Below are 21,322 nucleotides of genomic sequence, written 5' to 3' on the forward strand. Positions count from 1 at the left end.
CCTTCCCTGTGACCGCCGTAACAAAACCGGGCCCTCATCCGCTCTATATGCCCCTCCTTCACCACCAGTGCCTTTGTTTCCCATGCGTTCACACGGGCTTATCCGCGTCTTTCACGCCGCCGCCTGCACATCCAGCCGCGCCCCGAACTCCCTTACCACCGGCTCGTCCCGGAACGGCTCCAGCCGCTGCTGGAAGTCCTCCAGATACTCGGCGCCCCGGTTGGAGCGCAGGGTGTCCAGCAGTTCCACGGCCTTCAGTCCCGTATGCACGGCCTGTTCGACCTCGCGCTGCTGGACCTGTGCGGTGGCCAGCAGGACGTAGCCGATCGCCCGGCGCCGCGCCCGCGACTCCGGCAGCCCGGACAGGCACTCCTCCGCCCGCCGTGCCGCCGCCTCGGCCTGCCCCAGGTCACGGTGGCAGTGCGCCAACTCGTCGGCCAGATAGGCCTCGTCGAAGTGGGCGATCCAGGTCGGGTCGTCGCCGGAGGACGGGTCGGCCGACTCCAGCGCGCTCACCGCACGCCCCGACGCCGCGTGGGCGGCCCGCGCGTCCCCCATCAACGCGTGCCCCCGGGCCTCGGCCGCGTAGAACATGGCCTCCGCGCGCGGGGTCACGCGACCCCGCGCCCCCTCCTGCGCCGCCCGCGCCAACTGCGCGATCTCCCGTGGGTTTCCGAGCTGCGCGGCGAGATGGCTCATGGACGCGGCGAGCACATACCCGCCGTACGCACGGTCGCCCGCCGCCTGCGCGAGCCGCAGCGCCTGGATGTAGTAGCGCTGGGCCAGGCCCGGCTGCCCGGTGTCGATGGCCATATAGCCCGCAAGCTCCGTCAAACGGGCCACCGCGGCGAACAGTTCACGCCCCACGGCCTCCCGGTACGACCCCGCCAGCAGGCCGGAGACCACGCTGTTCAGGTAGTGCACGACCACCGGGCGCACATGCCCGCTGCCGTACTGGTGGTCCAGGTCGACCAGCGCCTGGGTCATGGCCTTCACGGCCGCCACGTCGGACTCTCCCACCCGCGGGCCCGCCGAGCGCGCCACCTGCGAGTCGGGCGAGGAGATCAGCCAGTCCCGGCTCGGCTCCACGAGCGCGGACGCGGCGACGGAGGAGCCGGACAGGAAGTCCCGCCGGCCGACGTCGCTGCGCCACAGCTCACAGACCTGCTCGATGGCTCCCAGTACCGTCGGCGAGAACTGGAGGCCGACGCCCGAGGCGAGGTTCTTGCCGTTGGCCATACCGATCTCGTCGATCGTGACCGTACGGCCCAGCTTGCGCCCCAGCGCCTCGGCGATGATCGCCGGAGCGCGTCCGCGTGGCTGCTGTCCGCGCAGCCAGCGGGCGACGGACGTCTTGTCGTAGCGCAGGTCGAGGCCGTGTTCGGCACCGCACATGTTCACTCGGCGGGCCAGCCCGGCATTGGAGCAACCCGCTTCTTGAATGAGCGCCTGCAGCCGTTCGTTCGGCTGCCGCGCGACGAGAGGCCTTGCGGCCATGGCGTACCCCCTGTGGCTGCGGTGCCTGCCCACGCACCGAGTTGATGTGTCTTCCGCGGCCGGGTGCCTTCCGGTGAGCGAAAGAATCCGGCCGTGAAGATCAATGCCCCGCCGACATGACGAAAATGCGAGGCTTGCGAGGATTGCCGGGGTAAAGGCCGAAGCCGACCCCACTCGTGGCTACCCAGCAGAGGCCATGGATCCTCCTGCGCGCCCCCACACATGCACCCATGCGCCCCAGTTGCGGAATCAGTGCTCCTCCCCCGCGCGCGCTACAGCCGTAACCGGAGGTGGGTGCGGGAGTTGTGATGAGCGTGGAAGAGACGATCGCGAGCACCGAAGCCGCCCAAATTCCGCAGCAGCGTGGGGAATCGCTGCTGGACACCGCCGTTCGCTACGCCGAGGAGCGCCACTGGGACGTCTTCCCGGGCGCCTGGCTGGAAGCCGTCGACGGGGTGCAGCGCTGCTCGTGCGGCGACGTCGCGTGCGCCGCGCCCGGCGCACATCCGACCCGGCCGGACTGGGCGACGCAGGCGACGGGCAGTGCGACCGTTGCGCGCCGGATGTGGCAGAAGCAGCCGACGTCGTCGATTCTGCTGCCGACGGGGCGTACGTTCGACGCGATTTCCGTTCCGGAGACGGCGGGGTTTCTGGCGCTGGCCCGGATGGAGCGGATGGAGCTGACGCTGGGGCCGGTGACGCTGACTCCGGACCGGCGGATGGAGTTCTTCGTGCTGCCGGGGGCCGCGGTGAAGGTTCCCGATCTGGTGCGCAAGCTGGGGTGGGCGGTCGCTTCGCTGGATCTCGTGGCGCTCGGGGAGGGGGCGTGGGTGGCTGCGCCTCCTACGCGGTTCGGGTCTCGGGGGGCTGTGCAGTGGGCTTGTCGGCCTACGCCGGCGAATCGGTGGTTGCCGGATGCGGAGGAGTTGATCTCGCCGCTTGCGTATGCGTGTGGGCGGGATCGGTAGGTCGGCGGCTGCGGGTTCGTCGTGGTTGCTCGCGCAGTTCCCCGCGCCCCTTTCCGGCGTTGCCCCACCGTAGGGTTCAGGCATGACGTCTGCTGTGGTGGTGCGTGGGCTCTGGAAGCGGTTCGGGCAGCAGGTTGCTGTTGCCGGAATCGATCTTGAGCTGCCCGCGGGGAAGTTCATCGGGCTGGTTGGGCCCAATGGTGCGGGCAAGACCACCACCCTCTCCATGGTCACCGGGCTGCTCCGGCCCGATCAGGGGTCCGTCGAGGTCGTCGGGCATGACGTGTGGCGGGATCCGGTCGAGGTGAAGGCGCGGATCGGGGTGCTGCCGGAGGGGCTGCGGCTGTTCGAGCGGCTGTCGGGGCGGGAACTGCTCGGCTACACCGGGCGGTTGCGGGGGCTGCCCGGTGCCGAGGTGGACAAGCGGGCGACGCAGTTGCTGGATGTGCTGGATCTTGCCGGGGCCCAGCACAAGCTGGTCGTCGACTACTCGACCGGGATGCGGAAGAAGATCGGGCTCGCGACGGCGCTGCTGCACAATCCCGAAGTGCTGTTCCTGGACGAGCCGTTCGAGGGCGTCGACCCGGTGTCCGCGCAGACCATCCGGGGTGTGCTGGAGCGGTACACCGGCTCCGGGGCGACCGTCGTCTTCTCCTCGCATGTGATGGAACTCGTGGAGTCGCTGTGCGACTGGGTGGCCGTGATGGCCGCCGGGCGCATCCGGGCGCACGGGCCGCTGACCGAGGTGCGGGGCGACGCCGCCTCGCTTCAGCAGGCGTTTCTGGAGCTCGTGGGGGCGAACGGACGGAACGCCGGGTCCGATCTCGACTGGCTGGGCGGCGGGGCACGATGACCGCCGACATCACCCCGGTCGTCGTACGGCTGAAGCTGTCGCTGCTGCGCAACGGACTACGGCAGTCCGGCGGGCGCAAGGCCGCCTACATCGCGTCCGCCGTCATCACGCTGCTCTTCGCCGTACTGCAACTGCTCGGGCTGATCCTGCTGCGCGGCAACGAGCACGCCACGTCGGTGGTCGTGCTCCTCGTCGCGGTGCTGGCGCTGGGCTGGGCGGTGATGCCGCTGTTCTTCCCCAGCGGCGACGAGACCCTCGACCCCACCCGCCTGGTGATGCTGCCGCTGCGTCCCGGGCCGCTCGTGCGGGCGCTGCTGGTGGCCTCGTTGGTCGGCATCGGGCCGCTGTTCACGGTGTGCATGCTCGCCGGTTCCGTCGTCGCGGTGGCGCACGGGGGTGTGGCGTACGTCGTCGGCGTCGTCGGTCTGGTGCTGGCGCTGCTGGTGTGCGTGGCCCTCGCGCGCGCCGTCGCCGCCGCCAACATCCGGTTGCTGACCAGCCGCAGGGGCCGGGATCTCGCGGTGCTCAGCGGTCTGGTGATCGCCATCGGGGCGCAGCTCGTCAACTTCGGGGTGCAGCGGCTGGGTTCGGCCGGACTCGGACAGCTCGACCCGTTCGCCGATGTGCTGAAGTGGGTGCCGCCCGCGTCGGCGGTCGGGGCGGCGGATTCGGCGAGCGAGGGCTCGTACGGCATCGCTCTCCTCCAACTCGCCCTGAGCGCCCTGGCGCTGTGGCTGCTGCTGCGGCAGTGGTCGGGTCATCTGAACCGGCTCATGACCGCACCCGACGGGTCCACCCTCCAGAGCGCCGAGGGCATCGCCCGCGAGCGGACCTCGACCGGACTGTCGCGTCTCCTGCCCACCGGCCGGACCGGCACCGTCATGGAACGCAGCCTGCGCTATGTATGGCGCGACCCCAAGACCAAGGCCGCCTGGGTGACTTCGCTCGCCATCGGCCTGATCGTGCCCGTCTTCAACGCCCTCCAGGGCACCGGCTCGATCTACTTCGCCTGCTTCGCCGCCGGGATGCTCGGCATCCAGATGTACAACCAGTTCGGCCAGGACACCTCCGCGTTCTGGATGGTCGCGATGACGATCTCGTCCACGAAGGATGCGTACGTCGAACTGCGCGCGCGTGCCCTCGCGTTGCTGGTGATCACGTTGCCGTACGCCGCACTGGTCACCGTGCTGACGACGGCCCTGCTCGGCGACTGGGCCAAGCTGCCCGAGGTGCTGGGTCTGTCCTTCGCCCTGCTCGGCGCAATGCTGGCGACCGGGGCCTGGACGTCGGCACGCTTCCCGTACTCCATCCCCCAGGAGGGCTACAAGAACGTCGCCCCCGGACAGGCCGGCCTCGCCTGGATCGCCATCTTCGGCGGCATGGTCGCATCCGCCCTGCTCTGTGCCCCGCTCGTCGCCGTCACGATCTGGCTGAACGTGACCGCGGACGGCGACAACTGGACGTGGGTGCTGCTGCCGGTGGGCGTCGCGTACGGGGCCACTGTCGCTTGGCTGGGCCTGAGGCTGGCGGCCCCCAGGACAGCAGAACGACTGCCAGAGATCCTGACGGCGGTAAGCAAGGGCTGAGGGGACTTGGAAGGAGCGGCTGGGCAGCGCACCTAAGGGGCGCGGGGCTGTATCGATATGCGGCTCCGCCGCGTGGGCGCGACAAGCCACAACGAGCCCGCACCCGCCCACGAACATCCCCCGGCAGACGAAAACGCGCCCATAACTCACAGCGCATTCAAAAACGGCTCAATCGCCGCGCGCCACCCCTCCGGCTGGTCATAGTGGACAAGATGCCCCGCATCAGCCACCTCCGCGTACTCCCCGAGAGGCAACACCCGCACCATCTCCTGCGCCTCGGCCCGCCCCAACTCCCCATCCAGCCCACGCACGACAAGCGCAGGGCACTGCACCTGAGCAAGCTCCTCCCAGTGCGCGTCGTACACCCACGTCTCCCGGGACTTGAGCATCTGGTCGGGTTCGAAGACGGGCCGCCAGCCGTCGGCAGACTCATGCATCACCTCGGCATAGAACTCGCCGCGGGACGGAATGGGCCGCTCCACCCAGGGATCGTCCTCACCGAACCACTTGCGGACATCGGCAAGCGTGGCGAACGGAACGGGCCAGGACTTGAACCACTGGGCCCACTCCCGCTGCGAGGCCGCGCCGAGCGCGGAGGCCCGCATATCGCAGATGATCACTCCGCGGACCAGATCGGGGCGCTTGGCGGCGAGTTGCCAGGCGGTCAGGGCGCCCATGGCGTGACCGATGAGGACGGCCGGGCCGAGGCCGAGCTGTTCGAGGGCGGCCTCGGCGTCCTCGACATAGGCCTCGCGGGTGAAGGAGGCCTGCGGGGGCTTGTCGCTCTGGCCGTGGCCGCGCTGGTCAAGCGCGACGGCGCGATGGCGTCCGGAGAGCCAGCGGGCGGTGGAGGCCCAGTGCGAGGCGCGGCCCATCAGGCCGTGGAGTAACAGCACGCCGGAGAAGCGGTCCTGTTCACCGGGCCCGGGCGGCTGGTGCGGGGCCTGTTCCGTCTGCCCTGTCGCGTGTGCCGGATCGGGCTTGGGAGGGTCGCCGAACTCCCAGGCCGCCAGGCGTACGCCGCCCGCCCCGGTCACGTCGATGCGTCGCGCCATGGATCCTGGCACCCCCCTAGCTCCGCTCGGACCGCTCGCTCCCGCTCGAGCCGGCCGGTCCTGTGAACCGTGTCCTGCCTGCCGTGGTACCACTCTCTGCCGGGGCCGGTCGGGGCCCTCACCCATCTGCCGACATGCCGCGCCTACTGGGTGAAGCGCAGGTTCCGCATGCCGTGTCACCCTCAGACTATCGAATACACATTCGAAGATGCGGGGTCTGCCGGTAACACCCCTCGTACGAGTGACCTCGGTCAGGGATTGACCGCCCGCGGCGAGGGGAGATCTTCTGCGGGAGGCGGACCGCTCGGGGAAAGCGGTCCGAGGGGAATGACCCTGAGAGCTCGGGGCTCCGGGTCAGCACAGGGGAGGACAGGCCCCGGCGCCACACGGCGCCGGGGCCCTCTCCACTTCTACGGCACATCCTCCCCGCCCCCTCCCCGGCCGGCCGACATCGCTGTCGCACCACGGCCAAGAATCCCTCAGGTCATATGCCTCACGCTCACGCGACAGCCTCGCACGTGAACCGTCCGAGCGCTGCAATTCGGCGCTGTGAATCCTGGAATCGACAAGATCACCGCGGCGTGCCGGACCGCCTCGCCACCCCGGAAGCCAACGGCTCCCGGCGCCCGGTCAGCGCTTGGCGACGAACACGTGGGAGGCGACGTCCGACTCCAGCTCGGCCGCCTCGCCGCCACTGCCCACCAGCACCCCGCCGGCCGACTCCGTCACGCTCACCACCGAGCCGGGCTGCACACCCGCGCGGCGCAGCGTGTACATCAGCTGTGCGTCCGTCTGGATCGGCTCGCCGATACGGCGCACGACGACCGTCTTGCCCTCCGTCCCGGGGTCCAGGTCGGCCAGCGACACCATGCCCTCGTCCAGGAACGGGTCGGCGCCGTCCTTCTCGCCCAGCTCCTCCAGGCCCGGGATCGGGTTGCCGTACGGCGACTCGGTGGGGTGGCGCAGCAGCTCGAGCACGCGGCGCTCCACGGCCTCGCTCATCACGTGCTCCCAGCGACACGCCTCGGCGTGCACCTGCTCCCACTCCAGCCCGATCACGTCGACGAGCAGGCACTCCGCCAGGCGGTGCTTGCGCATCACGCGTGTCGCCAGCCGGCGGCCCTCGTCCGTGAGCTCCAGGTGCCGGTCGCTGGCGACGGACACCAGTCCGTCCCGCTCCATCCGCGCCACGGTCTGGCTGACCGTCGGCCCGCTCTGGTCCAGCCGCTCGGCGATCCGGGCGCGCATGGGGACCACACCTTCCTCCTCCAGCTCGAGGATGGTGCGGAGATACATCTCCGTGGTGTCGATCAGTCCGGACATACGTGCCCCTCATGAGATCTGCCGGAAGCACGACAGCTTCCCGGCTTGTGCGCTGGCCCTGGCTTCAATTCTGCCGGATACCACTGACAAGCGTGCCGTGCCGGGGAAACCGGGGATCGCGGCGGCGCGGAACGGGAGTGTGATGCGCGTAGTGTGGAGCGGCGATCTTGGTACTCGACGCGGTGGGACACGGTCGCCTAGCGTTCCGCACATGACAGAGCGGCGAGCGATACTCAGTGACCTCCGCCTGAAGCCGGTGACCGGCGACGCCATGCTCGAGCAGTGGCGGTACGTCCACAACGTGATCGTGCCGCCCGCCGCCATGGATCTCGACGAGGTACGGGAGCGCAGTGGCCGCTACCGGCTGGAGAACGCGTATCTCGGCGACGAGCTCGTGGGGTGCTCCACCGTGCGGCCGCCCGAGGGCGAGGAGGCCGTCGCGACGGTGATCGCACGTGTGCTGCCCCGGTATCGGCGGCGCGGGTTCGGGAACGCTCTGTACGAGAACGGGCTTGCCCACGCGCGCGTGCTGGGTGCCGACGTGATCGAGACCTGCGTGCTGGCCGCCAACGAGGACGGGGTGCGGTTTGCCGGGGCGCGCGGATTCGTGGAGGTGGAGAGGTATGTGCTGCCGGGTGCGAACGACCTGTGGATCGACCTCCGGCTCGCCACCTCCCGACGGTAAGGAGGGGTTCACGCCGCGTTTCCGGCGTGCAACGATTCTCTCAATCTTGCGGGAACTCGATGTGTGCTGCGTCACGTTCGAGTTGAATGATTGTTAGTGAGCGAACCGACGTGCCGTACGTACGGACGCAGCCTGCAGGGGGTCCAGGTGAGTGCTTCCCGGCGTAGTGGGACAACCGACGAGCTGGGGCCGGACGAGCCCGAACGGGAAGGTCCGGAGGGCTCGGGCGGTTCCGACCTGCTGGCTGCGCTGCTGGACGGCATGGACGCGGCCCTGTGTGCCTTCGACGCCGACGGTGTCGTCACGCACTGGAACCGTGAGGCCGAGCGGATTCTCGGATGGACCGCGAGTGAGGCCGTGGGCCGGCACGGGTTCGCCGGGTGGGCCGTAAGGCCGGCGGACGCCGAAGAGGTCGAGTCCCGGCTGATGGCCGCCATGCACGCGCCGGGACGCCAGGTCCATGAGTTCGCGCTGCTCACCAAGGACGGCGGCCGGGTCCTCGTACGGACCCAGTCCGCGGCCGTCCGCGGCCCCGACGGAAAGCCCGCCGGTCTGTACTGCGCCTTCAGCGAGGTGCACACCCAGATCGACCTCGAGCGGTCCATCGCACTGAGCGAGGCCCTCTTCGACGACGCGAGCTGGGGCGTCGTCCTCGTCGACGCCGACCTGCGGCCCGCCGTGGTGAACGCGCACGCGGCCCGCGCGCTGGGCATCGGGCGTACGTCCGTACTCGGCAGACCGCTTGGTGAACTGCTCTCCCAAGGCGTCGAGGAACTCGAGAGCGCCCTCACCCATGTGCTCGCCGAGGGCGCTCCGCCCGCGCCCGCAGAGATCTGGGTCGGCGTACGCACGCCGGAGGGCGAGAAGCGGCGCTGCTGGCGCTGCGGCTTCGTACGGCTGGCCTCACCGCTCGCCGAGGAACCGGTACCGCTCGGCGTCGGCTGGCTGTTCAACGACGTCACGGAGGCCAAGCAGGCCGAGCAGGAGGCGTCGTTGCTGCGGTTCCGCAGCAATCAGCTCCACCGTGCCGCACGGGCCGCCGCCGAGTGCGAGGACCCGGCCGAGGCCGCCATCGTCCACCTGGACTTCGCGCTCGCGGGGTTCGCCGACCACGCCCTGATCGACCGCGCGGCGGGCGGCGCGATCACCGACGCGGAGACCGCCGAGCCCGTACGACTGGTACGCATCGCCGCCACACCCGCGGGCGCGCCCGGGCCCAGCCTGGTCACCGGTCAGGCCGGCCTGCCCATCCGCTACGGCGAGGGGCACCCCGCCCTGCAGTGCGTTCAGCGGGGCGGCTCCGTGCGGGCCAGCGTCGGCACCGTACCGGCCGAACAGGCGCGCGCCTGGGCGCTGGCCCGGCAGTGGCCACCGGACGCCGTGCACGCGCTGTGCGCGGTGCTGCGCAGCCGGGGGCGGACGCTGGGCGTCGTGACGTTCCTGCGCGGGGCCGGACGCAGCGCGTTCGAACGGCCCGACGCGGCGTACGCGGAGGATGTCGCCGTACGGATCGCGGGGGCGCTGGATCTGGCGGGGGCGGTGCGCGGGGACTGGCCGCCGGAGGGTTCGGAGTAAAGGCTGGGCCGGGCGGTTCGTAACGGCTGGGCCGGGCGCTTCCGGCTAACGGCGATAGAAGATCCGGTCCCCGTACTCCTCCATCACCCGCCCGTTCCAGTCATGGCCCCCGTCGACGTTGCCGGAGCGCAGCAGCGGCGGCTCGACACCGCGCGCGGCCAGCGCGGCGGCCGCTTCGGCCATGACCGCCTGGAGCAGGGCCGATGTGACGACCGTGGAGGCCGGGGCGAAGGGCGCCGGGACGGTGTCGAGGGTGAGTTCCGCGTCACCGACGGCGATCTTCGAGTCGAGGACGATGTCGCAGTGGTCCTTCAGATACGTCCCCGAGGAGTGCCGCGACTTCGTCTCCGACGCGTACGCCACCGAGGTCACGCCGATCACCTTCACGCCCAGGGCACGGGCGTTCATGGCCATCTCCACGGGCAACGCGTTGCGGCCGGACAGTGAGATGACCACCAGGGCGTCACCCTCGCGGACCGGAGACGTATCGAGCACGGCGCTCGCGAGACCGTCGACCCGTTCCAGCGCGGAGCCGAGGGTGGCCGGGACGACATCGACTCCTACGACGCCCGGAACGGCCAGCAGATTCATCAGTGCGAGCCCGCCGGCCCGGTAGACGACGTCCTGCGCCGCCAGCGAGGAGTGCCCCGCGCCGAAGGCGAACAACCGGCCACCGGCGACGACCGTCTCCGCGAGGAGCACCCCGGCCGCCGTGATCGTCTCGCCCTCCTCGTCCCGCACCCGTTGCAGCAGCCCGATCGCAGCATCGAAGAACTGACCGGACGGCTGGCTGTCGCTCATACGGGGTCCCTTCGGGGGCGGGTGTGGCGGCGCGCGGCGGCGATGTGCTGCGGATCACGGTGCGGTCTGGACCAGCGCGGTGTCAATACGGCCGTCGCTGCGTGACGTTGTTCTTTGGGACGGGTGCCGCACCCGTCCTTCAGTGGCGGACCAGGCAGAACGGATGCCCAGCCGGATCGGCATAGATGCGCCAGCTCCGCCCGTCCGCACCGTCGTCCAAGACCGTCGCCCCGCGAGCCAGCACCTGCTGCTGGGCTTGGTCCAGGTCCGCGACACCGAAGTCCAGATGGAACTGCTGGGGCCGGGCAGGATCGGGCCACACCGGCGGCAGGTAGTCCGCCACCCGTTGGAACGCAAGGACGAGCCCGGACGGCGTGTGCAGTGTCGCCCAGCCGTCGCCGAGCGCCCACCGCTTGTCCCGCTGATTGACTGTCCCGCCCAGCAGGGAGTGGTAGAACGCGGCGAGTTCCGCGGGATCGGAGCAGTCCAGCACTACGCACTGCAGGTCGGCGATCATGGGCAGATCCTAGGTGGCTGCCCGCGAGGACGGCCCGTCGCTTCCCTAGATGGCGGAGGCTCCCCTCGCGCTGATCTTCGATCCGGTAGATGTCTTGCATGACACGTGCGCAACTGGCCGACGTGGAATGGGAGTTCACCGAGCCGTACCTGCCGATCGGCGAGTTCGGTGCCCGGTCGATCGCAGGTGTGGACTCTCAGCGGCAGTTGCATGCCCGGACGTCGGGATTTCGGTGGCCCGCTGCCGCCCGGCGGGTGGGGATTGCGCGCCACCGGCGCCGCGCCGGTCCGCGGACTCAGGTGAGGGCGGCCGCCAGGCAGGCGAAGGCGGCGATGATGACGGCGACGCGGACGTAGTGCCAGCGGTCCCAGCGCTTCATCTGCTCCTTCCAGTCGGCCGGCCGGCTGCCGGCTGTCCACGTCTTGACCCGGTTGTTGATCGGGACGAGCACCAGGATCGACATGAGCACGCTGACGATCAGCAGCGCGGCGGCGGTCACGACGAGGCCGGTGCCATCGTCGTCCCATCCGGCGACGACCCAGACCCCGACGAGGACGAGCGAGCCGATGTACCAGAACGGCATCACGGCGCCGCCCAGCCGGGCCCCGTGGACGCGGCCGCGCAGGCCGTTGTCGCCAGGGAGTGCGTTGAGGATCGGATTGCTGAAGAAGGGGACGGAGAACTCCACCCCCACCATCACGCCGACGACCACGATGGTGAAGACCTCGAGTGCATTGAGCATGATGACCCCTCCTGGGATCTAGCGCTGCTAGATGATGAGGCAACGCTAGCCCTTCTATCGCTCGCTTGTCTAGCGGTGCTAGGGTTGAATCATGTCGGTAAAGGAACGCAAGGAGCGGGAGCGGGCGGGCCGCGAGCGCCTCATCGTGGCGACGGCCCGCGAACTCGCCGAGCAGCAGGGCTGGGACGCGGTCACCACCCGGCGGCTCGCCGAACGCATCGAATACAGCCAGCCCGTCCTCTACAGCCACTTCCGCGGCAAGCGCGAGATCATCGGCGCCGTCGCCCTGCAGGGCGCTTCCGAGATGGCCGTGGCGATGCGGGCCGCGACCGCCGCCGCCGACGGCCCCCGCGCCCGGGTCACCGCGCTGGCCCGTGCCTACCTCGCCTTCGCCGAACGCCATCCGGCGGTCTACGACGCCCTGTTCCAGCTCGACGGCGGCCTGGCGTACGCGCAGGAGGACACCCCCGAACCGTTGAAGGACGCCTTCGCCGCGCTGCTGGAGTGCCTCGCCGAAGTCGCCGGGGACGGCGTGCGCCCGGAGCTGTTCACCGAGACGTTCTGGGCGTCCCTGCACGGACTGGCCACCCTGACTCGAGCGGGACGGCTCCCGCCGGAGGACACCGAGCGCAGGACGGAGCTGCTGGTGGACCGGCTCGCCATGCTCTGACGCACCGTCCCGGATGGCACACGGCCGGGGCCCTCGGGCCCCGCTGCCTGCCTGCGTCATCGCCTCCAGTCACTCGCGCCCACACGGCGCAGCCGCAGATGGCCGGCTCCGTACCCCCGACGGGGCCCTCGATGACTACGTTTCCTGCAGGCGAGCAGACCCACCAGGCTGTGCTTCCTCAGCAGCCTGCTCTGGAATCCGTGGGAGCAGACAACCCTGGGAGCAGGGACGAAACGGCTCACGGACACCCCGCCACCGCGCGGGGCACCGGAAGGGAACATGGGCGAGGGGAGACCGGCGGGCAGGGCCCCGGAGCCCGTCGGCGTCACGTCAAGCTCGCTGCCACGGCAGCAGGGTCTTCGTCCTCTCCAAGGACGGACAGCCCCTCATGCCGTGCCACCCCGCCCGCGCCCGCGAACTCCTACACCCTCGATGCGCCATGCGTCGGACGTCTGGACCACGAGAGTGACAACACAGTCGTCCGGTTGCTCTCGTACGTGCCGTCGTGCCTGCCGGTAAATGGGCGGGCACATGGACGGGCCGCGCCCCGGTCCGTGCGGACGGCCCAGCGTCACGACGCCGATGGGCCGGATCGACGTGTTCCACCGGAATCTGCGACTCCTGCAGCGGGGCGACGGATACGGCTATGCCTTCCGGCCAGAATCGCGTTCGTCAACATCCCGAAAAACCGGTTGATCCGTGGCCAACAGCTTCTTAGTGTTGCTGTCACTTCGGAAAGGAGGTGGTTCGGCAGATGTATGCATACCGGACGGAAGAGGTGGCTGCGGGCTAGCGGCCCGCCACCACACTCAGTGCGGTGCCGGACCAGCGTGTGCGCGAAACACGCAGCCGGCCAATCCAACGCAGTCACCCGACCCGCGAGCTCGCCGGTACGTACGGCCGGCTTCTCCGCCGAGAGGCGGAGGGACCAGAGCTCGCGGGTCGTCTGCGTGTGGGGACTACGAGACTCAGTGCGCGATGTCGCCGTAGCCCTCGATCTCCCGCGGATCCCGAGACCCCGGCCCGACATACCGGGCGGAGGGGCGGACCAGGCGGCCCGTGCGCTTCTGCTCCAGGATGTGGGCGGACCAGCCGGCCGTGCGGGCGCAGGTGAACATGGAGGTGAACATGTGGGCCGGGACCTCGGCGAAGTCGAGGACGATGGCGGCCCAGAATTCGACGTTCGTGGCGAGGACTCGGTCGGGGCGGCGGCTGTGCAGCTCCGCCAGGGCCGCCTTCTCCAGAGCCTCGGCTACCTCGAAGCGAGGGGCGCCCAGTTCGCGGGCGGTGCGGCGGAGGACTCGGGCGCGGGGGTCTTCGGCGCGGTAGACACGGTGGCCGAAGCCCATGAGGCGTTCGCCCTTGTCGAGGGCTTGTTTGACGTAGGCCTCGGCGTCGCCCGTGCGCTCGATCTCCTCGATCATGCCGAGGACGCGGGAGGGGGCGCCGCCGTGCAGGGGGCCGGACATGGCTCCTACGGCGCCGGAGAGGGCGGCGGCGACGTCGGCTCCGGTGGAGGCGATGACGCGGGCGGTGAAGGTGGAGGCGTTCATGCCGTGTTCGGCCGCGCTGGTCCAGTACGCGTCGACGGCGGCCACGTGCTTGGGGTCGGGCTCGCCGCGCCAGCGGATCATGAAGCGTTCGGTGATGGAGTTGGCCTTGTCGATCTCGCGCTGCGGGACCATGGGCCGGCCCTGGCCGCGGGCGGACTGGGCGACGTAGGACAGGGCCATGACGGCGGCGCGGGCGAGGTCCTCGCGGGCCTGGGCGGAGTCGATGTCGAGCAGTGGTTTCAGGCCCCAGACGGGGGCGAGCATGGCGAGTGCCGACTGGACGTCGACGCGGATGTCGCCGGAGTGCACGGGGATCGGGAACGGTTCGGCGGGCGGCAGGCCGGGGTTGAAGGCGCCGTCGACGAGCAGGCCCCAGACGTTGCCGAACGAGACGTGGCCGACCAGGTCCTCGATGTCGACGCCCCGGTACCGGAGTGCGCCGCCCTCCTTATCCGGTTCGGCGATCTCCGTCTCGAACGCGACGACTCCCTCGAGTCCGGGTACGAAGTCGGACATCAGGCGGCTCCTCATGATGTGTGCGACGGGTGGTGTGTGTGGTGTGGCTTGTGGGGGTGATGTTGCGAGAGTTCTGTTCGTTCTTTGGTGGCTGGGGTGTGGGGTTGCTGCCGTGCTTTTCGTGGTTCGTGGTGGTGTTCCGCCCGGTGGATCCGCGGTCGGTGCGCTGTGGAGACTCGCGGTCCTGGGCGTCATCCCTGTGATGCCCCGTGCGGTCGGCGGTCACCCCAACCGGAACGGCATCTGAACGATATCTCCGAGTGTCACCCTTGGGGAGGTCTCGCGGCACTCAGTGCCACTCAGTGATGAAGGACACCGTGGCGAACGGCGCGTGCGGATACGGCAAGATGACCGCGTGAACGATCGTGACGCTGTGTCCGCCGTCCCCCTTGATCCCGCGTTGATGCGCAAGCAGTACCGGGCCGAGGGTCTGGCCGAGTCCGATCTGGCCGGCACGCCGGTGGAGCAGTTCGCGCGCTGGTTCAGGCAGGCCGCGACGCAGGCCCATCTGTTCGAGCCGAACGCGATGGTCGTTTCGACGGCGGACGGTGAGGGGCGGCCCAGTTCTCGTACGGTGCTGTTGAAGCAGTTCGACGAGCAGGGTTTTGTCTTCTACACCAATTACGACTCCCGCAAGGGCCGTGATCTGTCCGAGAACCCGTATGTGTCGCTGCTGTTCCCGTGGCATCCGATGGCCCGGCAGGTGATCGTGTCCGGGGTGGCGCGGCGTACCGGCCGTGATGAGACGGCCGCCTATTTCCGTACCCGGCCGCATGGTTCGCAGCTCGGGGCGTGGGCGAGCGCCCAGTCCTCGGTGATCGCCACACGTGCCGATCTCGACGCCTCGTACGCCGAGTTGGCGGCCCGCTATCCGGAGGGCGAACAGGTACCGGTGCCGCCGCACTGGGGTGGTTTCCGGGTGGCTCCGCAGTCCGTGGAGTTCTGGCAGGGACGCGAGAACCGGCTGCACGACCGGTTGCGGTATGTGGCGGAGCCGGACGGGAGTTGGCGGGTTGAGCGGCTCAGTCCGTGAGCACCTCGTCCAGCAGTACGGCCCACTGCGCCACCACGCGTTCCCGGCGCGGGCGGTCGTCGGTGAGCAGATTGGCCAGGCCCAGGCCGCGCGCCATGTCCAGCAGACCCTGAACCGTCTCCCGTACGCCGGCCCGGGACTCGTCCGCGCCGAGCAGTTCGACCGCGATGCGGTGGGTCTCGCGGCCGACGCGGGCCTCCAGTTCGGTGACCCGCGGGCGGAGCTGCTCCTCGTTGGAGGCGGCGACCCAGAGGTGGAGGGCTGCGCGGAACAGGGGGCCGGTGTAGAGGTCGACCAGGGCCGACACCGCCGTACGCCGGTCGACCGTCGTGTCCTGCGGGAACAGTGCTCGCAGGGCGCCGGACCGTTCCTCGGCGACGTACTCGACCGCCGCCGTGAACAGGTCCTCGCGGGTCGGGAAGTGGTGCTGGGCGGCGCCGCGGGAGACGCCGGCGCGTTCGGCGACGACGGAGACGGTGGAGCCTGCCCAGCCGTGTTCGGCGAGGCAGGCCACGGCGGCTTCGAGGAGCCGTTGCCGGGTGGCCCGGCTGCGGTCCTGTTTGGGTGCACGGTCGACCGTGCTCAGAGCACCCATGGCGGTTCCCGTCGTTCTAGGAAGGCCGTCATGCCCTCGCGGGCGTCGGCGGAGGCGAACAGCCGGGCCGAGAGCGCGGTGAGGTCGGCCGCGTCCCGGTCGAAGGCTTCCAGCACCCTAGCTGTGAGCAGCTGTTTCGTCTCGGCCAGGGCCTGTGGGGAGGCGCGGCGCAGTCCGTCGAGGACGGGTTCCAGTACGGCGTCGGCGTCGTCGCCGGAAGCAGTCAGCAGGCCGATACGGGCCGCCTCCGCGGCGTCGAAGCGTTCGCCGGTGAGGTAGTAGCGGGCGAGGGCGCGGGGGTCGGTGCGGGGCAGGAGCGGGAGGGTGATGACTGCGGGGGCCACGCCGATCCGTACCTCGGTGAAGGCGAAGCTCGCCTCGTTCGACGCGGCGGCGATGTCGCAGGCGCCGAGCAGTCCGAGGCCGCCCGCGCGGACGTGTCCGGTGACGCGGGCGACGACGGGTTTGGGCAGTTCGACGATCTGCCGGAGCAGGCCGACGAGTGCGTCGGGGGGCGGTGGGTCGCGCAGATCGGCGCCCGCGCTGAACGTGTTGCCGGTGTGGGTGAGGACGACCGCGCGGATGTCGCCGTCCTTCCCGCAGTCGGTGAGCGTGTCCGCGAGTTCGCCGACGAGGGCCGCCGACAGGGCGTTGCGGTTGTGCGGGGAGTCGAGGCCGATCGTTTCGATGCCACGCGCGCGCGTACGGCTGATCAACGTCACGTGCGCTCCCTCAGTTCCCGGCGCAGGATCTTCCCGGAGGCGGCGCGCGGTACGCCGTCGATGAAGGTGACGTGCCGGACGCGCTTGTAGGGGGCGACGCGTTCGGCGACGTACATCATGACCTCTCCTTCGGAGAGGTCGGTGGCGGTGGGCTGGCGGACCACGTAGGCGTGGGGGACTTCGTTGCCCTCGTCGTTGTAGGCGCCGATGACGGCGGCGTCGGCGATGCCGGGGTGGGTGAGCAGGAGGGCTTCGAGTTCGGCGGGGGCCACCTGGAAGCCCTTGTACTTGATGAGTTCCTTGACGCGGTCGACGACGAACAGCCAGCCGTCGGCGTCGACATGGCCGACGTCTCCGGTGTGCAGCCAGCCGTCGGTGTCGATCATCGCGGCGGTGTCGTCGGGGCGGCCCAGGTAGCCCTTCATGATCTGAGGTCCGCGGATGAGGATCTCGCCGGGTTCGCCGATGCCGACGTCCTTGGCGGGGTCGTCGAGGGAGACGATGCGCATCTCGGTGCCGGCGATGAGTTTGCCGACGGTGCCGGGGGGCGCGTCGTGCATGGCGTTCAGGGGGACGACGTGGGTGCCGGGCGACAGCTCCGTCATGCCGTACGCCTGGCCGACCGGCGGCAGGTTCAGGCGCCGGGAGCAGGCCGCGGCGAGGTGGGCGTCGAGCGGTGCGGCGGCACTGACGAGGTACTTCAGGGACGACAGGTCGTACTCGGCGACGAGCGGGTGTTTGGCGAGGGCGAGGACGATCGGTGGGGCGACGTACAGGCCGGTGATGCGGTGGTTCTGGATGGCGGCGAGGAAGGTCTCCAGGTCGAAGCGGGGCAGGACGACGACGGTGGCGCCCAGCCGCAGGGGCGCGTTCATCAGCGCGGTGAGCCCGTAGATGTGGAAGAAGGGCAGCACGGCGAGGATGCGGTCGCCGGGGCCCGCGCCCATGACGGGTTCGAGCTGGGCGAGGTTGGTGGCGATCTGGCGGTGCGTGAGCATCACGCCTTTGGGCATGCCGGTGGTGCCCGAGGAGTACGGGAGGGCCGCCACGTCCTCCACGGGGTCGATGTCGATCTGTGGTTCGGGGGCGGTCGAGCCGAGCATGTCGATGAGGGACCGGTGTCCTGGCGCGCTGTCGCAGACGAAGATCTCCTCGACGCCGCCCGCGAGTTCGGCGGCCCTGCGGGCGGTCTCCAGCAGCGGGGAGACAGTGATGATCCAGCGGGCGGCGGAGTCGCGCAGCTGCTTGGCGAACTCCTCGGCGGTGCACAGCGGGTGCACGGTCGTGACGGACGCCCCCGCGCGCGTGGCGGCGTAGAACGCGGTCGGGAAGGCGACGGTGTTCGGGCTGTGCAGGGCGAGCACATCGCCCTTGCGGACGCCCGCCTCGGCCAGCGCGGCGGCGACACGGCGGTGGAACTGGTCCACCTGCGCGTACGTGAGGGTCATGCCGTTGGTGCCGTCGATCAGCGCGGGTGTGTCGCCGAACTCGGCGGCCCGGCCCAGCACGGCTTCGTGGATGGGGAGTTCTACGGGCGGGACGTCTGCGTACTCGCTGCGGAACATCGTTCCTCCAAGACGGCCTAGTACGACTTGGGCAGGCCCAGGGTCTGGTGGGAGACGTAGTTGAGAATCATCTCCCGGCTCACTGGGGCAATACGAGACACGCGCGCCGCCGTTATCAGCGAGGCGAGGCCGAATTCCCGGGTGAGGCCGTTTCCGCCGAGGGTGTGCACGGCCTGGTCGACGGCTTTCACGCAGGCCTCTCCGGCCGCGTATTTGGCCATGTTGGCGGCTTCTCCCGCGCCGGTGTCGTCTCCGGCGTCGTACAGATGGGCCGCCTTCTGCATCATCAGGCGGGCGAGTTCGAGTTCGATGTGCGACTGGGCGAGGGGGTGCGCGATCGCCTGGTGGGCGCCGATGGGGGCCTTCCAGACGGTGCGTTCGCGCGCGTAGGTGACGGCTTGGGCGAGGGCGTAGCGTCCCATGCCGATCGCGAAGGCGGCGGTCATGATGCGTTCGGGGTTGAGGCCGGCGAAGAGCTGGAGGAGGCCTGCGTCCTCGTCGCCGACCAGGGCGTCGGCGGGGAGTCGTACGTCGTCGAGGGTCAGCTCGAACTGCTTCTCCGCGGCGTTGAGTTCCATGTCGATCTGCCGCCGTTGGAAGCCTTCGGCGTCTCTCGGGACGATGAACAGGCAGGGTTTGAGGTTGCCGGTGCGGGCGTCTTCGGTGCGGCCGACGATGAGGGTCGCTTCGGCGATGTCCACGCCGGAGATGAAGACTTTGCGGCCGGTGAGCAGCCAGTCGGCTCCGTCGCGGCGGGCGGTGGTGGTGATGCGGTGGCTGTTGGAGCCGGCGTCGGGTTCGGTGATGCCGAAGGCCATCGTGCGTTTGCCTTCGGCGAGGGCGGGGAGCCATTCGCGTTTCTGGGCCTCGGTGCCGAAGCGGGCGATGACGGTGCCGCAGATGGCCGGGGAGACGATCATCATGAGCAGGGGGCAGCCTGCGGCGCCGAGTTCTTCCAGGACGATGGAGAGTTCGGCTATGCCGCCGCCTCCGCCTCCGTATTCCTCGGGGAGATTGACGCCCAGGTAGCCGAGTTTGCCTGCGTCGGACCAGAGGTCTTCTCGGGTGTAGGTGCGGCCGTGGCGGGTGCCTAGGGCGGCGACTGCGGCTCGTAGGGCTCTTTGTTCTTCGGATTCCAGAGTGGGGAGCATGGGACTCCTTCCGGGTGCGGGTTTCGTTGTGGCTGGTCGCGCAGTTCCCCGCGCCCCTTAGGTTTCTCGCACTACCGCCAGCAATTGGCCGACTGTTACCTGTTGTCCAGGTACTACGTCCAAGGCGCTCAGCGTTCCTGTCGTCGGCGCGGACACGCGGTGTTCCATCTTCATCGCCTCCAGCCACACAAGGGGCTCTCCAGCCCGCACAGACGCTCCTACGGCCACCCCCTCCGCGATCCGCACCACCGTGCCCGGCATCGGTGCGAGCAGGGAGCCCGGTGCGTGCTGGGTCGTCGGGTCGGGGAAGCGGGGTAGGGCCTTGAGGGCGGTGGTGTTGACGAAGATGTCGTCGCCGTAGCGCGTCACCTCGAACTTGCGCTGTACGCCGTCCATTTCCAAGACGACCAGATGCGCTTCGGCGTGGACGACCCGCACTCCGTCCGCCTCCAGGCCTGTCCGGGTGTGCCGGTACTGGACCTCGTGTTCCTCGCCCGCCATTTCGTAGCGCTTGGTGTGGGGCTGGGAGGGGAGATTACGGAAGCCGCCGAAGCGGGAGCGGGTGTGGGTGTCGGCCAGGGCTGCGGCGAGGGGGGCGTGGGGGTCGGGGGTGAGGGCGGTGAGTTCGGGGAGGTGGCGGTCGTAGAAGCCGGTGTCCATGCGGGCGGTGGTGAACTCCTTGTGCCGCAGGGAGCGGACGAGGAGGTCGCGGTTGGTGGGTGGGCCGTGGACGGCGGCGCGTTCGAGGGCGCCGGCGAGTTTGCGGATGGCCTCCGCGCGCGTGGGGGCGTGGGCGACTGCCTTGGCGAGCATGGGGTCGTAGTGGACGCCGATCGTGTCGCCGTCGGTGTAGCCGGTGTCCAGGCGGATGCCGTCGGGGACGGCGAGGCGGTGCAGGGTGCCGGTCTGCGGGGCCCAGTCGCGGGACGGGTCCTCGGCGTACAGGCGGGCCTCGACGGCGTGGCCACGCGCGCGTGGGGGGTCGATGTCGAGGGCGTGACCTTCGGCGACGCGGAGTTGGAGGGCGACGAGGTCGATGCCGTACACGGCTTCCGTGACGGGGTGTTCGACCTGGAGGCGGGTGTTCATCTCGAGGAAGTGCGGTGTGTCGGCGGCGACGAGGAACTCGACGGTGCCGGCGCCTACGTAGTCGACGGCGCGGGCGGCGCGTACGGCCATCTCGTACAGGGAGTTGGTCAGTTCGGGTTTCAAACCCGGCGCCGGGGCCTCCTCGACGACCTTCTGGTGGCGTCGCTGGAGGGAGCAGTCGCGGGTGCCGAGCGCCCACACGGTGCCGTGTGTGTCGGCGAGGATCTGCACCTCGACGTGCCGACCGTCCTCCACGTAGGGCTCGATGAAGACTTCGCCGTCGCCGAAGGCGCTGTGGGCCTCGGCGCGGGCGCCCTCCAATTGCGCAGGCAGGTCCTCAAGGCGCCGGACCACACGCATCCCGCGGCCCCCGCCGCCCGCCGCCGCCTTCACCAGCACCGGCAGGTCCGCCTCGGTGACCTCGTGCAGGGGCTCGATGCCCATCAACTCCTTGGCGCGCGTCTTGGACGCCATCGCCTCGACCGCTTCCGGGGGCGGGCCGATCCAGGTCAGGCCGGCGTCGATGACCGCGCGGGCGAAGCCGGGGTTTTCGGAGAGGAAGCCGTAGCCGGGGTGCACGGCGTCCGCGCCGGCCGCGAGTGCCGCCTTCACGATCAGGTCGCCGCGCAGATACGTGTCGGAGGGCGCCGCCCCCGGCAGCCGTACCGCCGTGTCGGCCACGCGCGCGTGGAGGGCGTTTTCGTCGGCGTCCGAGTACACGGCGACGGTCCGGATTCCCAACTCACGGCAGGTGCGGAAGACCCGGCAGGCGATCTCGCCCCGGTTGGCGACGAGCACAGTCGCAATCATGTGATCCCGATCCCTC

At 70.1% G+C, this 21,322-nt stretch carries 20 protein-coding genes; 8 read left to right on the top strand and 12 right to left on the bottom strand.

Features of this window, described 5'->3' with window-relative positions; all coding sequences use genetic code 11:
- Positions 1 to 111 precede the first annotated feature (111 nt).
- Complete coding sequence (locus tag AB0I98_RS14085; RefSeq protein WP_362940245.1) at positions 112 to 1,497, bottom strand: transcriptional regulator; 1,386 nt, start codon at positions 1,495 to 1,497, stop codon at positions 112 to 114.
- 305 nt (positions 1,498 to 1,802) lie between these two features.
- On the opposite strand from AB0I98_RS14085, the gene AB0I98_RS14090 reads away from it, so the two are divergent.
- The 3 genes from AB0I98_RS14090 (at position 1,803) to AB0I98_RS14100 (ending at position 4,904) form a co-directional block, all read left to right on the top strand.
- The gene (locus AB0I98_RS14090; RefSeq protein ID WP_362940248.1) at positions 1,803 to 2,465 is read left to right on the top strand and encodes a bifunctional DNA primase/polymerase; all 663 of its coding nucleotides are present in this window, start codon (positions 1,803 to 1,805) and stop codon (positions 2,463 to 2,465) included.
- A gap of 82 nt (positions 2,466 to 2,547) precedes the next feature.
- Positions 2,548 to 3,318 carry an ABC transporter ATP-binding protein gene (locus AB0I98_RS14095; protein WP_362940251.1) on the top strand — a complete coding sequence of 257 codons (771 nt, stop codon included), beginning with the start codon at positions 2,548 to 2,550 and terminating at the stop codon, positions 3,316 to 3,318.
- Entirely contained in the window at positions 3,315 to 4,904 is a 1,590-nt protein-coding gene (locus tag AB0I98_RS14100; protein ID WP_362940254.1) for a transporter, read from the top strand. Before AB0I98_RS14095 ends, AB0I98_RS14100 begins: the two co-directional genes overlap by 4 nt.
- Before the next feature lie 146 nt (positions 4,905 to 5,050).
- Here the strand turns inward: AB0I98_RS14100 and AB0I98_RS14105 are convergent, their stop codons facing one another.
- Together AB0I98_RS14105 and AB0I98_RS14110 are read right to left on the bottom strand one after the other, a co-directional pair.
- Complete coding sequence (locus AB0I98_RS14105; protein WP_362940257.1) at positions 5,051 to 5,959, bottom strand: alpha/beta hydrolase; 909 nt, start codon at positions 5,957 to 5,959, stop codon at positions 5,051 to 5,053.
- Between the two features lie 630 nt (positions 5,960 to 6,589).
- Positions 6,590 to 7,282 carry a metal-dependent transcriptional regulator gene (locus tag AB0I98_RS14110; protein ID WP_133912046.1) on the bottom strand — a complete coding sequence of 231 codons (693 nt, stop codon included), beginning with the start codon at positions 7,280 to 7,282 and terminating at the stop codon, positions 6,590 to 6,592.
- 211 nt (positions 7,283 to 7,493) lie between these two features.
- Here AB0I98_RS14110 and AB0I98_RS14115 point away from each other — a divergent pair, with 211 nt between their 5' ends.
- Positions 7,494 to 7,967: a GNAT family N-acetyltransferase gene (locus AB0I98_RS14115; protein ID WP_362940260.1), complete on the top strand. Its 474-nt coding sequence runs from the start codon at positions 7,494 to 7,496 to the stop codon at positions 7,965 to 7,967.
- Positions 7,968 to 8,114: 147 nt separating this feature from the next.
- Positions 8,115 to 9,542, top strand: coding sequence for a PAS domain-containing protein (locus tag AB0I98_RS14120; protein ID WP_362940732.1), 1,428 nt, complete (start codon positions 8,115 to 8,117; stop codon positions 9,540 to 9,542).
- A 45-nt stretch (positions 9,543 to 9,587) separates the two neighbouring features.
- Here AB0I98_RS14120 and AB0I98_RS14125 read toward each other — a convergent pair whose 3' ends face one another.
- The 3 genes from AB0I98_RS14125 to AB0I98_RS14135 all read right to left on the bottom strand — a co-directional run bounded on the left by AB0I98_RS14125 (position 9,588) and on the right by AB0I98_RS14135 (position 11,602).
- On the bottom strand, positions 9,588 to 10,343 hold the full coding sequence (locus tag AB0I98_RS14125) for an SIS domain-containing protein (RefSeq protein ID WP_362940263.1): 756 nt from the start codon (positions 10,341 to 10,343) through the stop codon (positions 9,588 to 9,590).
- 139 nt (positions 10,344 to 10,482) lie between these two features.
- Positions 10,483 to 10,860 (bottom strand): VOC family protein, encoded by a 378-nt coding sequence (locus tag AB0I98_RS14130; RefSeq protein ID WP_362940266.1) that lies wholly within the window; start codon positions 10,858 to 10,860, stop codon positions 10,483 to 10,485.
- Between the two features lie 295 nt (positions 10,861 to 11,155).
- Positions 11,156 to 11,602 (bottom strand): DUF1772 domain-containing protein, encoded by a 447-nt coding sequence (locus tag AB0I98_RS14135; RefSeq protein ID WP_362940269.1) that lies wholly within the window; start codon positions 11,600 to 11,602, stop codon positions 11,156 to 11,158.
- A gap of 91 nt (positions 11,603 to 11,693) precedes the next feature.
- On the opposite strand from AB0I98_RS14135, the gene AB0I98_RS14140 reads away from it, so the two are divergent.
- Positions 11,694 to 12,272, top strand: a complete 579-nt coding sequence (locus tag AB0I98_RS14140; protein WP_362940272.1) for a TetR/AcrR family transcriptional regulator — start codon at positions 11,694 to 11,696, stop codon at positions 12,270 to 12,272.
- A 13-nt stretch (positions 12,273 to 12,285) separates the two neighbouring features.
- Positions 12,286 to 12,741: an RRXRR domain-containing protein gene (locus AB0I98_RS14145; protein WP_362940275.1), complete on the top strand. Its 456-nt coding sequence runs from the start codon at positions 12,286 to 12,288 to the stop codon at positions 12,739 to 12,741.
- Positions 12,742 to 13,240: 499 nt separating this feature from the next.
- On the opposite strand, the gene AB0I98_RS14150 is transcribed toward AB0I98_RS14145, so the two are convergent.
- Complete coding sequence (locus tag AB0I98_RS14150) at positions 13,241 to 14,341, bottom strand: citrate synthase 2 (protein WP_362940278.1); 1,101 nt, start codon at positions 14,339 to 14,341, stop codon at positions 13,241 to 13,243.
- Between the two features lie 355 nt (positions 14,342 to 14,696).
- On the opposite strand from AB0I98_RS14150, the gene pdxH reads away from it, so the two are divergent.
- On the top strand, positions 14,697 to 15,374 hold the full coding sequence (gene pdxH / locus AB0I98_RS14155; RefSeq protein ID WP_362940281.1) for a pyridoxamine 5'-phosphate oxidase: 678 nt from the start codon (positions 14,697 to 14,699) through the stop codon (positions 15,372 to 15,374).
- Here pdxH and AB0I98_RS14160 read toward each other — a convergent pair.
- From AB0I98_RS14160 to AB0I98_RS14180, 5 genes are read right to left on the bottom strand one after another with little or no spacing between them, the layout of a single operon-like run.
- Positions 15,364 to 15,969 carry a TetR/AcrR family transcriptional regulator gene (locus AB0I98_RS14160; protein ID WP_362940284.1) on the bottom strand — a complete coding sequence of 202 codons (606 nt, stop codon included), beginning with the start codon at positions 15,967 to 15,969 and terminating at the stop codon, positions 15,364 to 15,366. The two genes, pdxH and AB0I98_RS14160, sit on opposite strands and share 11 nt — an antisense overlap.
- Positions 15,957 to 16,691, bottom strand: coding sequence for an enoyl-CoA hydratase family protein (locus AB0I98_RS14165; protein WP_362940287.1), 735 nt, complete (start codon positions 16,689 to 16,691; stop codon positions 15,957 to 15,959). Before AB0I98_RS14165 ends, AB0I98_RS14160 begins: the two co-directional genes overlap by 13 nt.
- Positions 16,688 to 18,256: a 4-coumarate--CoA ligase family protein gene (locus tag AB0I98_RS14170; RefSeq protein WP_362940290.1), complete on the bottom strand. Its 1,569-nt coding sequence runs from the start codon at positions 18,254 to 18,256 to the stop codon at positions 16,688 to 16,690. The genes AB0I98_RS14165 and AB0I98_RS14170 overlap by 4 nt, the downstream gene beginning before the upstream one ends.
- 17 nt (positions 18,257 to 18,273) lie before the next feature.
- On the bottom strand, positions 18,274 to 19,407 hold the full coding sequence (locus AB0I98_RS14175; RefSeq protein ID WP_362940293.1) for an acyl-CoA dehydrogenase family protein: 1,134 nt from the start codon (positions 19,405 to 19,407) through the stop codon (positions 18,274 to 18,276).
- Between the two features lie 57 nt (positions 19,408 to 19,464).
- A complete protein-coding gene (locus AB0I98_RS14180; RefSeq protein WP_362940296.1) occupies positions 19,465 to 21,306 on the bottom strand; it encodes a biotin carboxylase N-terminal domain-containing protein in 1,842 nt (613 codons plus the stop codon).
- Positions 21,307 to 21,322 lie beyond the last annotated feature (16 nt).

This window comes from Streptomyces sp. NPDC050211 (assembly GCF_040656035.1).
In the GTDB taxonomy this organism is placed as follows: Bacteria; Actinomycetota; Actinomycetes; order Streptomycetales; family Streptomycetaceae; genus Streptomyces.